This window comes from Kitasatospora sp. NPDC058243, from assembly GCF_042882025.1.
GTDB lineage: Bacteria > Actinomycetota > Actinomycetes > Streptomycetales > Streptomycetaceae > Kitasatospora.
In genome coordinates this window covers 10,703-24,375 of record NZ_JBHVWW010000071.1, presented here as the reverse complement: position 1 = coordinate 24,375, position 13,673 = coordinate 10,703, and the positions used below count along the sequence as shown (strand labels likewise).

General features: G+C 73.2%; 15 protein-coding genes. 10 read left to right on the top strand and 5 right to left on the bottom strand.

All coding sequences use genetic code 11. From position 1 onward, the window contains the following. The first annotated feature begins 225 nt into the window (after positions 1-225). Entirely contained in the window at positions 226-1,560 is a 1,335-nt protein-coding gene (locus ACFVX9_RS33060; protein ID WP_387985183.1) for a PLP-dependent aminotransferase family protein, read from the top strand. 158 nt (positions 1,561-1,718) lie between these two features. Here ACFVX9_RS33060 and ACFVX9_RS33055 read toward each other — a convergent pair whose 3' ends face one another. Beyond that, positions 1,719-2,693: a helix-turn-helix transcriptional regulator gene (locus tag ACFVX9_RS33055; protein ID WP_387985180.1), complete on the bottom strand. Its 975-nt coding sequence runs from the start codon at positions 2,691-2,693 to the stop codon at positions 1,719-1,721. 99 nt (positions 2,694-2,792) lie between these two features. Here ACFVX9_RS33055 and ACFVX9_RS33050 point away from each other — a divergent pair, with 99 nt between their 5' ends. After that, positions 2,793-3,329 carry a DinB family protein gene (locus ACFVX9_RS33050; protein ID WP_380371915.1) on the top strand — a complete coding sequence of 179 codons (537 nt, stop codon included), beginning with the start codon at positions 2,793-2,795 and terminating at the stop codon, positions 3,327-3,329. Positions 3,330-3,425: 96 nt separating this feature from the next. Here the strand turns inward: ACFVX9_RS33050 and ACFVX9_RS33045 are convergent, their stop codons facing one another. Further along, positions 3,426-3,641, bottom strand: a complete 216-nt coding sequence (locus tag ACFVX9_RS33045) for a heavy-metal-associated domain-containing protein (protein WP_063350365.1) — start codon at positions 3,639-3,641, stop codon at positions 3,426-3,428. A gap of 464 nt (positions 3,642-4,105) precedes the next feature. Between ACFVX9_RS33045 and ACFVX9_RS33040 the strand changes: the two genes are divergently transcribed. From ACFVX9_RS33040 to ACFVX9_RS33025, 4 genes are all read left to right on the top strand, one after another. Continuing rightward, a complete protein-coding gene (locus ACFVX9_RS33040) occupies positions 4,106-4,807 on the top strand; it encodes a DUF3152 domain-containing protein (RefSeq protein ID WP_380371919.1) in 702 nt (233 codons plus the stop codon). 176 nt (positions 4,808-4,983) lie between these two features. Continuing rightward, positions 4,984-5,913 (top strand): glutaminase, encoded by a 930-nt coding sequence (locus tag ACFVX9_RS33035; RefSeq protein WP_063350363.1) that lies wholly within the window; start codon positions 4,984-4,986, stop codon positions 5,911-5,913. A 195-nt stretch (positions 5,914-6,108) separates the two neighbouring features. Then, positions 6,109-6,519, top strand: coding sequence for a hypothetical protein (locus ACFVX9_RS33030; RefSeq protein WP_380337442.1), 411 nt, complete (start codon positions 6,109-6,111; stop codon positions 6,517-6,519). Positions 6,520-6,677: 158 nt separating this feature from the next. Further along, on the top strand, positions 6,678-7,556 hold the full coding sequence (locus ACFVX9_RS33025; RefSeq protein ID WP_380483572.1) for an alpha/beta fold hydrolase: 879 nt from the start codon (positions 6,678-6,680) through the stop codon (positions 7,554-7,556). 93 nt (positions 7,557-7,649) lie between these two features. On the opposite strand, the gene ACFVX9_RS33020 is transcribed toward ACFVX9_RS33025, so the two are convergent. Both ACFVX9_RS33020 and ACFVX9_RS33015 read right to left on the bottom strand, forming a co-directional pair. Continuing rightward, the gene (locus tag ACFVX9_RS33020) at positions 7,650-9,092 is read right to left on the bottom strand and encodes a DEAD/DEAH box helicase (protein ID WP_063350361.1); all 1,443 of its coding nucleotides are present in this window, start codon (positions 9,090-9,092) and stop codon (positions 7,650-7,652) included. A 354-nt stretch (positions 9,093-9,446) separates the two neighbouring features. After that, on the bottom strand, positions 9,447-9,650 hold the full coding sequence (locus ACFVX9_RS33015; protein WP_063350360.1) for a cold-shock protein: 204 nt from the start codon (positions 9,648-9,650) through the stop codon (positions 9,447-9,449). Between the two features lie 437 nt (positions 9,651-10,087). On the opposite strand from ACFVX9_RS33015, the gene ACFVX9_RS33010 reads away from it, so the two are divergent. Next, positions 10,088-10,315 (top strand): hypothetical protein, encoded by a 228-nt coding sequence (locus ACFVX9_RS33010; RefSeq protein ID WP_063350359.1) that lies wholly within the window; start codon positions 10,088-10,090, stop codon positions 10,313-10,315. 179 nt (positions 10,316-10,494) lie between these two features. Beyond that, positions 10,495-10,857 (top strand): hypothetical protein, encoded by a 363-nt coding sequence (locus ACFVX9_RS33005; protein WP_063350358.1) that lies wholly within the window; start codon positions 10,495-10,497, stop codon positions 10,855-10,857. Positions 10,858-10,960: 103 nt separating this feature from the next. On the opposite strand, the gene ACFVX9_RS33000 is transcribed toward ACFVX9_RS33005, so the two are convergent. Further along, on the bottom strand, positions 10,961-11,644 hold the full coding sequence (locus ACFVX9_RS33000; RefSeq protein ID WP_387985172.1) for a TetR/AcrR family transcriptional regulator: 684 nt from the start codon (positions 11,642-11,644) through the stop codon (positions 10,961-10,963). 133 nt (positions 11,645-11,777) lie between these two features. Here ACFVX9_RS33000 and ACFVX9_RS32995 point away from each other — a divergent pair, with 133 nt between their 5' ends. Further along, on the top strand, positions 11,778-12,809 hold the full coding sequence (locus ACFVX9_RS32995; protein ID WP_380346409.1) for a medium chain dehydrogenase/reductase family protein: 1,032 nt from the start codon (positions 11,778-11,780) through the stop codon (positions 12,807-12,809). A gap of 197 nt (positions 12,810-13,006) precedes the next feature. Continuing rightward, on the top strand, positions 13,007-13,597 hold the full coding sequence (locus ACFVX9_RS32990) for a lytic polysaccharide monooxygenase (RefSeq protein WP_380495840.1): 591 nt from the start codon (positions 13,007-13,009) through the stop codon (positions 13,595-13,597). Positions 13,598-13,673: the final 76 nt, after the last annotated feature.

The following is a 13,673-nucleotide window of genomic DNA, read 5'->3' as shown; positions in this document are numbered from 1 at the left end:
TGTATTGTTGTTGTGTCCGTTGTTGGGGGGGGGTTGTTTGGTGGTGTTGTGGTGGTTGGGGGGGGGTGCGGCGGGAACGACGGCCCCCCCCCGCGGTGGCGGGCGCCCCCACGGCGCCCGCCCGGTTGCGGACGGCACCGAGGCTAGGAACAACCCTCCAGGACAATCCAGTTATTGTCCTGGATACACCCTGGACCCTCATCGCCCCACGACGGCAGGTGCCGCATGCGACCACCCTCCTACAAGGCCATCGTCGACGAGTACGCGGCGGCCATCCGCTCCGGCGCGCTCCCGGCCGGCACCCGGCTGCCGACCCACCGGGCGCTCGCCCGCGAGCGGCGGATCGCCCTGGCCACCGCCACCCGCGTCTACACCGAACTCGCCGCCGCCGGGCTGGTGGTGGGGGAACAGGGGCGGGGGACCTTCGTCCGGACGCGCTCCGGCTACGACGGGATCGAGCCCTCGCGCGCGCTCCCGGTGCCCCGGGTCGCGGACCTGTCGTTCAACCAGCCGCTGGCCCCCGGGCAGGGGGACCTGCTCCGGCAGGCCCTGCGCACACTCGCCTCCTCCGGCGACGCCGAGGCGCTGCTGCGCCAGCACCCGCCAGGCGGCCACCGGCACGACCGGGCGGTGGTGGCCCGGTACCTGCTGGGGCGCGGCGTCGACACCGCCCCGGAGAACGTGCTGCTGACCAGCGGGGCGCAGCAGGCGCTCGACTGCGTGCTGCGCACGCTCACCCGGCCCGGCGACGTCCTCGCCGTCGACGCGCTCAGCTACCCGGGGGTGAAGCTGCTCGCCGCCGCCCACGGCCTCGACCTGGCGCCCGTCCCGGTCACCGCGACGGGACCGGACCTCGACGCGCTGGAGCGGCTGTGCCGCGCCCGGCCGGTCCGCGCGGTGTACACCATGCCCACCGTCCACAACCCGCTCGGCTGGGTGCTCGACCGGGCGCAGCGCGACCGGCTGGCCACGATCGCCACCGCCCGCGGCTGCGTGCTGATCGAGGACGGCACGTACGCCTTCCTGGAGGCCTCGCCGCCCGCGCCGTTGCACGCGCTGGCGCCCGAACACACCTGCTACGTCGCCGGGTTGTCCAAGAACGTGGCCCCGGGCCTGCGGTTCGGCTTCGCCGTGCTGCCCGGGCGCCTGCTGCGGGCCGCGACCAGCAGCCTGCGCGCCGCGGCCTGGGGCGCGCCCGGGCTGGTGACGGCGCTGGCGACCGGCTGGCTCGCGGACGGCACGGTCGCCCGCCTGGAGCGGCACCGCCGCGCGGACGCCGCCGCCCGCCAGCGCATCGCCGCCACCGCCCTGGCCGGCCTGGACGTCACGGCGCACCCGGCCTCGTACCTGGTGTGGCTCGGCCTGGCGGAGCAGCAGCGGCCCGACCGGGTCGCGGCCGTCCTCGCGGGCGAGGGGATCCTGGTGTCCACGGCGGACGCCTTCGCCACCGGCCCGCACCGCCCCCGGGCCGTCCGGCTGGCGCTGGCCACGCCGCCGCTGGACACGTTGGCGGGCGTGCTGGGGCGGCTGCGCGCGGCCGTCGAGGCGATCCCGCCGTGAGGCCTCTCGCGGCGCACGGCCCGCCTGCCCGTAGCCCTGCCCGCTGTGGGGCCGACCCGCCGCACCCGCAGCACCACCCGCACGAGAAGTCGGCCCGCCCGACGTCCTGCTCCGGTGTCCTGCTCCGACGTCCTGCTGCGGTGTCCTGCTCCGGCGCCCTACTCCCCCGCGCCGCCCCGCGCGGCCCGGGAGAACCGCACGCCCCACTCCCCGACGAGGTCGAGCAGTTCGGGCGGGCCGAGGACGCGGAAGTCCGCGCCCAGCGAGCCGAGCGCCATGGCCGGCCAGTCCAGGGAGTCGGCGGTCATCTCCAGGTGGCAGCGCCCGGCGTCGACCTCCTCGACGGTGCCCCACCGGCCGACCCGTGCACGGACGGTCGCGGCCGGGGCGTCCACCAGCGCCGCCACCCGGTACGGGCGCGGCACACCGTTGAGACCGGCCCGGACGAACTCGGCGGCGTCGGCGGCGGGCAGCGAACGGGGCCCGAACCGGACGCCGCCGCCCTGCGGCGCGCTCAGCCGGTCGAGCCGGAAGGTGCGCCAGTCCTGCCGGTCGAGGTCGTAGGCGACCAGGTACCAGCGACGGTGCAGGCAGACCAGCCGGTGCGGTTCGACCTGCCGTTCGGCGTGCCGGCCGTCGGCGGCGGTGTAGGAGAAGCGCAGCCGCTCGGTGTCCCGGCAGGCCAACGCGACCACGGTGAGCCGGTCCGGGTCGACGCCCGGCCCGGCCGGGGCGCCCCCGCCGACGGGTACGGTCACCGCGCGCAGCGCCTCGACCCGGTGCCGCAGCCGGGCGGGCATCACCTGCACCACCTTGGCCAGCACCCGCACCGAGGCCTCGGCGATGCCCTCCACCGGGCTCTCCGCCGCGGCCTGGAGGCCCACGGCCAGGGCGACCGCCTCCTCGTCGTCGATCACCAGCGGGGGCAGCGCGGCGCCCGCGGCGAGCTGGTAGCCGCCGTCGACGCCGCGCTGCGCCTCCACGGGGTAGCCGAGTTCACGCAGTCGGTCGATGTCGCGGCGCAGGGTGCGGATCGAGACCCCGAGCCGGTCGGCCAGCTCCTCGCCGGGCCAGTAACGGTGGGTCTGGAGCAGGGAGAGCAGTCGCAGCGTCCGGGTGCTGGTGTTCGCCATGACTCCCATCATCCCGGAATTCAGGACAGAAAGTGGCCGCTATCGCGTTTAGCGTGGACCTTGTCCGAAGGAGCAGGAACCGAACGGAAGGCCACCACCATGACCACGACCCCGAACAACAGCACCGCCACCGGCGAGCGCGCCGACCTGCTGGCGGCCCTGGCCAAGCAGCGGCACTTCCTGCGCTTCACCACCCGCGACCTCACCGACGAGCAGGCCGGCCTGCGGACCACCGTCAGCGCACTGTGCCTGGGCGGCCTGATCAAGCACGTGAGCACGGCCGAGCGGTTCTGGGTGGACTTCATCGTGGAAGGCCCGTCCGCGATGCCCGACTTCAGCAGCTTCACCGAGGCCGACTTCGCCCGCCGCGCCGACGAGTTCCGCCTGCTGCCCGGCGAGACGCTGGCCGGCGTCCTGGCCGAGTACGCCGAGGTGGCCCGCCGCACCGACGACCTGGTCGCCACCCTCCCCGACCTGGGCGCCACCCAACCGCTGCCGAAGGCCCCCTGGTTCGAGGCCGGCGCCGAATGGTCGGCCCGCCGGGTGCTGATGCACATCGTCACCGAGAGCGCCCAGCACGCGGGCCACGCCGACATCATCCGCGAGGCCCTGGACGGCGCGAAGAGCATGGGCTGACGCCGGTCTACGGCCCGGGTGCCCGGGGCCGGTCCGGCGGATCTGCCGGGCCGGCCCCGGGCCGGCCCTCCCGCTCGGTCGGTTGCCGGGGGCGGGTCAGCCCCGGCCGACGAAGGTGAAACCGGCCCCGCCGACCGCGCCACGGAGCACGGCGTCGTCGAGCGGTTGCGCGGACGCCACGGTGACGCGGCCGGTCGGCGCGTCGGCGCTGACCTCGGTGACGCCGGGGAGGGCGGCCAGCCCGGCGCTGACCGTCTTCTCGCAGTGGCCGCAGCTCATGCCGTCGACGGTGAGGACGGTGGTGATGGACATGGCGGTGCCTCCGGTGAGGTGGGGTGGGGTGGGGTGGGGAAGCCCGGCCGGGCCCGCTCGGGCGCGGCCGGTGATCAACGTGCACCACGACAGCGGAAAGCGCCGCCGACGCCGAGGGACACGCCGCACGGGTGGCACCTTCGAGTGGTTCCGGGAACCGATCGGGCCGCGCGACCGACGGGCCGTCACCGACCGGCTGAACCGGTGGTCCGCTTTCACCCGTTCCTCCCCATAACGCCCTTCCTTTCCGCGACCGAACCCCGTCCGAACCCCGTCCGAATCCGTCTGAACCCGTCCGAAACTTGTTCGAACGCCGCCTAGACTCGTCTGATCCCGACCGAACCCGCCCAGGAGCCTGTCACCGCCATGCCCACCCCGACGCCCCGCACCTCCATACCCGGCGGGTCCACCGGACCCGACCCGACCACCGGAGCGAGGGCGCGCCTCGCAACCGGGGGCAGCCGATGAGGAAGTTCACCGGATTCCGGCGACGGCGGCTCTGGCACGGCGCGCTCGCCCTGGTGGTGGCCGGCGCCGTGACCGGCGGCCTGCTGTGGTGGCACCCGTGGGCTCCGGGCGACGGGCAGAAGCCGATGGAGTTCACCACGGCCGCCGGCGGCTCGCCCCGCTTCGGCACCGGCGAGCACCTGTACCGCTACAAGGTGCGGGCGGAGAACGGGATCGCCGAGAGCCCCGGGCAGTTCGCCGCCGAGGTCGACGCCGTCCTCGGGAACGTCCAGCACGGCTGGGCCGCCGGTGGCACCGCGTCCTTCCAGCGCATGCCCGCCGACCCGGTGGACTTCACCGTCTACCTGGCCACCCCGGAGACCACCGACCGGATCTGCGGCCAGTACGGCCTGGACACCGGCGGCACGGTGAACTGCGGCGTGGGCCACCAGGTCGTCATCAACCTCAAGCGCTGGACGGAGCTGTCGGAGTTCTACGTCGGCAAGCCCGAGCTCTACCACGCGCTCGCCGTCAACCACGAGGTCGGCCACGTCCTCGGCAACGGCCACGTCGACTGCCCGGGCGCGGGCGCGCCGGCGCCGGTGATGATGCAGCAGATCAAGGGCCTGCACGGCTGCGTCCCGAACGGCTGGCCCTACTCCGACACCGGCACCCTCCTCACCGGCCCGCCCGTCCAGGCCCCCACCTCCGCCCCCTGACGGATGAACCCGGTCAAGAATATGACTTGATTGCCTTTTGGATCGCAAAGCGGCCCGCCGTGAAGCGGCCCCACGCCGCCACCGGCGATTCTTCGCACGCCCCGGAGCACGGATAATCCTGTATCGGACCAGGTCGTGGTCCTGATCGTGCTCATGGAGGAACAGCGTTGAACGGTATGCCCGCCGGAGAGAAGCTCGACTACCGGCTGCTGCTGGATGCCGCGGCGGCGGCCGCGCGGGCGACGGGCGACCAAGGGCATGTCGCCGACTACATCCCGGCCCTCGCCACGGTCGACCCGGACGCCTTCGGCATGGCGGTCGCCACCGTCGACGGCGAGCTGTACGGGATCGGGGACTGGGAGCAGCCGTTCTCCGTCCAGAGCGTCTCGAAGCTGTTCACCCTGGCGCTGGCCCTGGCCCACGGCGGGGACACGGTCTGGCGCGGGGTGGGGCGGGAGCCGTCCGGCAATCCCTTCAACTCGCTGGTGCAGCTGGAGAGCGAGCACGGCATCCCGCGCAACCCGTTCATCAACGCCGGCGCGCTCGTGGTGACCGACCGTCTGCAGACCATGACGGGCGACGCCGCCGGGGCGGTCCGCGAGTTCCTCCGCCGGGAGTCCGGCAATCCGCTGCTCGACACCGATCCGGTCGTGGCCGCGTCCGAGGCCGAGCACGGCCACCGCAACGCCGCCCTGGCCCACTTCATCGCCAGCCACGGCAATCTGGAGAACCCGGTCGAGACCGTCCTCGACCACTACTACGCGCACTGCGCGGTGTCCGCCAGCTGCCGGGACCTGGTCCTGGCCGGCTCCTTCCTGGCCCGCTACGGGGTGCGCACCGACGGCACCCGGCTGATGTCACGCAGCGAGGCCAAGCGCGTCAACGCCGTCCTGCTCACCTGCGGCACCTACGACGCGGCGGGCGAGTTCGCCTTCCGGGTCGGGCTGCCGGGCAAGAGCGGCGTGGGCGGCGGCGTCCTCGCCATACTGCCCGGGCGGGCCGCGGTCTGCGCCTGGGGCCCCCGGCTGGACCAGGCCGGCAACTCGGTGGCCGCGGTCACCGCCCTGGACGCCCTGACCACCCTCTCCGGCTGCTCGATCTTCTGACCCGTCGGCTGCCGCCCCGGCGTTCCGAGGGCTCGCGCGCCGCACCCGTCCGTCGCCTAACTTGTGGCGTTGATCCGGCTGTTGGGCACCGACCGGCCGGTCGTCCATGGCATGCTCCAGGCGGGGGCGCCGATCGTGATGACGATCGGCCGGCCATGAGGCACACGACCAAGAGGAAAGTGGGGGTCCCGTCCCATGCGAACCGCCGTAGCAAGCTTGTTGGCCCTGGCCGGCGCGGCAGGGCTGGTGCTCAGTTCGTTCCAACCCTGGTACGCCAAGAGCGATCCGAGGTCCGTACCGGTCGCCGACCTGTTCCGGGGCATGTCACCCACCCGCACCACGTCGACCGGCATGTCGATGTTCCTGCTGCTGGCCGTCGCCGCGGCGATCGCGGTGCTGGCACTGCTGGTCCGCTCGCGCCCGGGCCTGCTCCTGGCCGCCGTGGTCGCGGTGGTCACCGGCGTGCTCTGGGTGTACCAGAAGGGGCGGGAGCTGAAGCCGATCTCGCTCGGGATCGGCAATCTGGAGAACGGCTTCTGGAACGCCTGCGGCGGCGTCCTGGTGCTCCTCCTCGCACTGGCCGTGCTGCCGCCCAAGCGCTCCTGAGCCTTCCCGCCTCCCGGCCCGGTCGCCCCCACGGCGGCCGGGCCGGAGTCGTTTCCACTTGAGGCAACACTCCCCATCACTCCCTAAAACCACCTTTACTTCACTCCTCGCAGTAGTTTAAGGATAGATACCACCCTATCGAGCGAGTGGAGTACGGCATGACCATCTACACCTCCGACGAGGGCGCCCGCGTCCTCGCCCGGGAGTACACCGCCCTCCTGGACCGCTGGCCCGTGCCCGCCGAACGGCTGCACGTCCCCACCCGTCAGGGTTCGACCTTCGTCCTGGCCTGCGGCCCCGAGGACGCGGCACCCCTGGTCCTGCTGCACGGCTCCGGGGCGAACGCGGCGATGTGGGCGGACGACGTGGCCCTGTGGGCCCGGCACTTCCGCGTCTACGCCGTCGACGTGATCGGCGAGCCCGGTCTGAGCGCCCCCGTACGCCCCGAACTGCACTCCGACGCGCACGCGCTGTGGCTCGACGACGTGCTGGACGCGCTGCACGTCGAGCGCGCCGCCTTCGTGGGGACGTCGTTGGGCGGGCTGCTGGCACTCGACTACGCGATCCGCCGCCCGCAGCGGGTGGACCGGCTGGCGCTGCGCTGCCCCTGCGGGATCGGCCGCCAGAAGCGGGGGGTGCTGGTCGCCGCGCTGTTCGTGCTGCCGTTCGGGGACTGGGGGCGGCGCACGATGCTGAGGCTGGCCCTGGGCCCCGCCCCCACCCCCGTCCCGCCCACGGCCGGGGAACGCGCCTTCGGCGAGTACGTGCTGCTCATCCACCAGCACTTCCGGCCGCGCCGGGAGAAGCTTCCGGTCGTCACCGACGGCGACCTGGCGGGCCTGGAGATGCCGGTGCAGGTCACCATCGGTGGCCGCGACCGGCTCATCGACTCCCACGGCACCCGCCGCCGGCTCCAGCGGGCCGCCCCCCGGGTCTCGGTCACCTTCCTCCCCGAGGTCGGCCACCTGCTCAGGGACCAGACCCGGCCGGCCCTCGACTTCCTCCTCGCCGAGGAAGGCGGCCCGCCCCGGGCCTGAACGCGAGCGGCCCCGTGCTCCACCGCCCGTCGGGGCGGAGAGCACGGGGCCGTCGTACCGGGCCGGTTCGCACCGGGACCGGCGCGAACCGGGTCAGGACCGCGCGGCGGACTTCACGGAGCGCGGATGACGGGCGGCGGCAGCGCCGGCAGGACGGCGGCGGCCACCACCGACGGCGCCCCGGGCGGAGCGGCGGGGACGCTCGACGACCGGGTCGGGGATCGTCACGGGGATGCCGGTCGGGACGCGGGCGCCGGTGAGCCGGGCGAGTTCGTCGTCGTCGGAGTGGACGCGGGTGGCCGTGGGGGCGATCCCGGCGGTGGCCGCCAGCCGGGCCATCTGGCGGCGCTGGCTGGGCAGGACGAGGGTGACGACGGTGCCGGACTCGCCGGCCCGGGCGGTGCGGCCGCCCCGGTGGAGGTAGTCCTTGTGGTCGACCGGCGGGTCCAGGTTGACGACCAGGTCGAGGCCGTCCACGTGGATCCCCCGCGCGGCGACGTTGGTGGCGATCAGCGCGGTGACCTGGCCGGTGCGGAACTGCTCCAGGGTCCGGGTGCGCTGGGGCTGGGACTTGCCGCCGTGCAGGGCCGCGGCCTTCACCCCGTTGGCGAGCAGGTCCTCGACCAGCGCGTCGGCCCGGTCCCGGGTGTCGGTGAACATGATCACCCCGCCGTCCCGGGCCGCGATGCGGACGATCAGGGTGTTCTTGTCGTGGTTCTGCACATGCAGCACGTGGTGCTCCATGGTGGTCACCGCTCCGGCCGACGGATCCACCGAGTGGGTGACCGGGTCCTTGAGGAAGCGGCGCACGAGGCGGTCGACGTTGCGGTCCAGGGTCGCGGAGAAGAGCAGCGTCTGGCAGCCTTCGGCGACCTGTTCGAGGAGCTCGGTGACCTGCGGCAGGAAGCCGAGGTCGGCCATCTGGTCGGCCTCGTCCAGGACTGCGATGTCGACGTCGTCCAGTCGGCAGTGGCCGCGCTCGATCAGGTCCTTCAGCCGGCCCGGGGTGGCGACGACGACCTCGGCGCCCCGGTGCAGCACCTGGGACTGGCGGCCGATCGACATCCCGCCCACCACGGTCGCCATCCGCAGCCGCACCGAGTGCGCGTACGGGGTGAGCGCCTCGGTGACCTGCTGCGCGAGCTCCCGGGTGGGGACCAGCACCAGGGCCAGCGGGCTGCCCGGCTCGGTCTTGCGGCCGGCGGCACGGGCGGCGGTGCGGGCCAGCACGGCCAGACCGAAGGCGATGGTCTTGCCGGAGCCCGTGCGGCCCCGGCCGAGCACGTCGCGGCCGGCCAGCGAGTTCGGCAGCGTGGTGGCCTGGATGGGGAACGGCGAGGTGACGCCCTGGCGGGTCAGCGTCTTCAACAGGGCCGCGGGCATGTCCAGTTCGTCGAACGACTCGACGGCGGGCAGGGCGGGGGTGGTGCTGGCCGGGAGTTCGAACTCCTGCTGGGAGGAGCGGCCCTGGGCCCGGTTCGGGCCTCCGGTCCGGCGGTGCGGGCTGCGGTGCGACGGACGGTTCGAGCGGTTCATACGGAACCTTCCTCAGGACGGCACGTCGCGAGGTCGGCTCCGCTGCGCGGGCGCGCGGAGATCACAAGAAACGGGCCAAAGATGTGCCGGGCGGGGCGCGGACGATGCGGCCGGGCGAGGCATGGACGGTGCAGCCACCGGTGGGCGGGCGCCGGTGTGCGCGGTCGGCGCAACACGGCCCGCGCGGGACGGCGGACGACGGCCGAAGGCGGATCCACAGGGCCCGGTACGGCCGGGGCGGCCTGGCGGCCAGGACGGCCGGAGGCGACGGGGGGTGGAACGGCCGAGGGGCCCGCACCGGGCGTAGTGCACGGTGCGGGCCCCTCGCTACCAGGCGAGTGCCGTGGCAGAGAACTACAGCGGGCGAATGTTCTCGGCCTGCGGGCCCTTCTGGCCCTGCGTGACGTCGAACTCGACCTTCTGGCCCTCGAGCAGCTCACGGAAGCCCTGGGCGTTGATGTTCGAGTAGTGGGCGAAGACGTCAGCGCCGCCGTCCTCCTGCTCGATGAAGCCGAAGCCCTTTTCCGCGTTGAACCACTTCACGGTACCAGTAGCCATAAAAAAATCTCCTTCGAGAGACGTACGAAGTCCGCACCGTGCGGACGTCGAGTCGCCGCGATGAGCACCCGCCGGGGAAAGAGCCGGAAAACAAAAAATGCGCCTGCAATACATCAGCAGGCGCACACAAAGTTCATGGGAACCACTACTGCAACTAAATCGACTGTAGCAGGCCCTGGCTCGTCGCGGTGGATGTTCCGCAGCCGGTCTTTCCGACCCCTCCCCCACGGGGGCGGCTCACCCGCCGACGGGATCGGCAACAGGTGGCGCCGCCAGGGCAGTTGGGAGGTCGGCGGCGGGGCCCGGTCGGGCGGAGAATTTTTTCGGGCCGGGCGGGTCCGCCGAGCCAGGGCCGGCTGGTCGTGCCCTGTCACCCGGCGGGGTTCCGGCCCTCCGGGAGGGTCCGCTCCCCGGTTTTTCGGAGCATACTGATCGGGATGACGAAATCACCGGCAGTCCGGCGCCACCTGCCCACCAGTCCCTTCAAAGCCCCGGCCGAGGTGCCCCGCAAGCGGTTCGCCGCGGGCGACCGGGTCACCCACGACAAGCACGGCCTCGGCCGGGTCGTCGACGTCGAGGACGGCAGCGACATCGCGGTCCTCGTCGACTTCGGCTCCCGCCAGGAGCGACTCACCCCTCCGTACGCCGAGATGTGGAAGCTCTGACCCGGGGCTCCCTCCCGGGACACCAGGGCCCGGGCCCCGGAAAGATCCACGAGACCTTCCCCAGGACGCCGGACCGTGCGTAGGCCGTAGGACAGGCCGCGCGCACGGTCACGCGCCCGGCCTGCACCGAACCGTGCACGACGCCACCGAAGCCGGCGGCGGCGCAATAGTCTGGGTGCATGTCGAACTCTGATGAGCTCCTCGTTGACATCGCCGCCATGGTGGAGTCCGAGCACAGCAACCAGATGTCCTTGACCGTGGTGGTCCCCGGAGCGGTCATCACCGGCCGGCTCGCACCGATGGCCCTCTGGTTCGAGCGGGTGTCGGAAGTCCTGCACACCTCACAGCACTTGAAGCCGTTCGCCGCCCTCTTCTCCCCGCCCTCCGCCAGCGTGCCCGCACGGCCGACGCACCTGCACCTGCACCGGGCGCGGATCCTCCAGGGCGACTTCGGACTGCCCCACACCGGCGGCATGTACCGGATCGCCATCGAGGACGTGAGCAGTTGGACGGTGGGTGACCTCAGCTACTCCGACGCCTGACCTCCGAGCCTGACCTCCGACGGGCCCCGGGCGCGCCAGACAGCCGCCCGGGGCCCGTCGGCGCACGTGAAGGCGCGGCCGGTGCCCGGCCGGCCCGTGCCCGTCAGCGGCCGGTGAGCGAGCGGAGCTCGGCGGCGTAGAGCTGGGCGGGGTCGAATCCCATGCCGGTGAAGTGGCCGGCGAGTTCGAGGGAGAGCACGCCGTGCAGCCTGGTCCAGACGGCGAGGGCGAGGTGGAGGACCGCCGGCGGGGCCGGGTGCTCCCCGGCCCAGGCCCGGTGTTCGGCGAGGTGGGCGTCGAACGGAGACGGCGACACGGCCGAGGACGGCGACACGGCCGGTGACTGCTCCGCCGGTGACAGCTCGGCGGTGCAGGCGTCGAGCAGGACGGCCATGATCTCGACGGAGATCCTGGTGGTGTCCTCGGGTGCCCGGTAGCCGGGTACGGGGGTGCCGTAGACGAGCAGGTACCGCTGGGGGTCGTCCAGGGCCCACCGGCGCAGGGCCTGCGCCAGTCCGGCCAGGTCGGCACCCGCGGCGGCCCGGGCCTGGAAGGCGTCGGCGAGGCTCCGGTAGGCGTCCCGGACGAGTTCGGTGATCAGCTCGTCGCGACTGGCGAAGTACCGGTAGAGGGCCGGGCCGCTCATGCCCATCCGCTTGGCGATGGCGTTGAGGGACAGCGCGGAGGCCCCGGCGGTGGCGATCTGCTCCCAGGCGCGTTCCTTGATCTCCTCCTGCACCTGGGCGCGGTAGCGCTCCCGGGGAGTCCTCACATCCGACGCGCCCATGGCCGCCTCCAGACCTCACGACGATGACATCACCATCTCGTTAGAGGCTATCACTCTCCCTCTTGACTCTCACCGACGCCTGCCGTTATAACTTCTAACGAAGGCAATAACGTCTATCGAGAAGGAGGGCGTCATGGACACCGAACGCCTCGTCCAGGTCGTACTGCCGGGCGTCGTGGCGCCGGAGGGCCTGGAGATCCGGCACGGAGCCGTGCCGCAGGCCGGCCGGGGGCAGGTCCTGATCGCCATGGAGGCGAGCGGCGTCTCGTTCGCCGAGCAGCAGATGCGCCGCGGCCGGTACTACGACCAGCCGCCGTTCCCGTTCGTCCCCGGCTACGACCTGGTCGGCCGGGTGCTGGCCACCGGCGAGGGCGTCGACCCGGGGCTGGCCGGGCAGCGGGTGGCCACGCTGATGAAGGTCGGCGGGTGGGCCAGCCACGTGGCGGTCGACGCCGCCGACGCCGTACCCGTCCCGGACGGCCTCACCGCGGCCGAGGCGGAGACCGTGGTGGTCAACGGCATCACGGCCTGGCAGCTGCTGCACCGCCGGGCACGGGTGCGCGCCGGGCAGCGGATCCTGGTGCACGGCGCCTCCGGCGGGGTGGGCTCCGTCCTGGTCCAGCTGGCACGCGCGGCCGGCGTGCAGGTGATCGGCACGGCGTCCGCGCGGCACCACGACGCCCTGCGGGAGCTCGGCGTGACCCCGGTCGACTACCGCACGGAGGACGTGGCGGCCCGGGTCCGGGAGCTGGCGCCCGGCGGGGTGGACGCCGTGTTCGACCACGTCGGCGGGCGCAGCGTGATCGACTCCTGGCACCTGCTCGCCCCCGGCGGCACGCTCGTCGCCTACGGCAGCGCCTCCACCCGCGACGACACCGGCTCCAAGCAGTGGCCGGTGCTGAAGATCCTCGCCCGCACCTGGCTCTGGAACACCCTGCCCAACGGCCGCCGCGCCCACTTCTACAACATCTGGGCCGGCCGCGCCCTCGGCCGGGACCGCTTCCGCGCCCGCCTCCGGTCCGACCTCGCCCAGGTGTTCGCCGCCGTCGCCCGCGGTGACGTCACCGCCCGGATCGCCGCCCGGCTCCCGCTCGCCCGGGCGGCCGAGGCCCTGCGGCTGGCGGAGTCCGGGACCGTCAGCGGCAAGATCGTCCTGATTCCCTGACCTGCGGGCGCGAGGGCACGGGGCACGGCAATGGCCTGGCAATGACCCGGCAATGGTTCAGACCATTGACGGCCCGGACGGGGGCTTCTACGGTGTCAGCACCGACCTGACGCAGGCATGCCACGATCTTCGGCCGCGCCCCCACGCGCGCGCCCTACGTCGGGCGCACACTCCATCCACCCCCACGGAGGAGCACCATGCGCAAACGTCATCTCGCCGTCGCGGCCGCAGCCGCGATCGCGCTCCCGCTCGTGCTGGCCCTGCCCGCCCAGTCGCACGGCTACATCAACCTGCCGCCCAGCCGGTCCGCGCTCTGCGGAGCGGGCGGGGTGCCCTGGGACTGCGGCGACATCCAGTGGGAACCGCAGAGCGTCGAGGGCCCGAAGGGCTTCCCCGGCCGGGGCCCGGCCGACGGCACCATCTGCGCCGGCGGGGACGCCCGTTGGGCCCCGCTGGACGACCCGCGCAACGGCACCTGGCCGACCACCCGGGTGACGGCGGGCCAGCAGCTCACCTTCACCTGGTACATCGAGGCCCGGCACTCCACCACGAACTTCAGGTACTACCTCACCAAGCCCGGTTACGACGCGAGCCAGCCGATCACCCGGGCCAGCCTGGACCTCACCCCCTTCCTGACCGTCCCCTACAACGGCCGCCAGCCCGCCGCCACCACCACCCACACCGCGACCCTCCCCAGCGGTCGCACCGGGCACCAGGTGGTGGTGGCGGTCTGGGACGTCGCCGACACCGGCAACGCCTTCTACTCCTGCACCGACGTCCAGTTCTGACGGTCCTGACCGCTGCACCGTACTGACGGCCCCGGGCGCGACAGCCACCAAAAAAGAGGGTGAGGAAAGGAGGCCA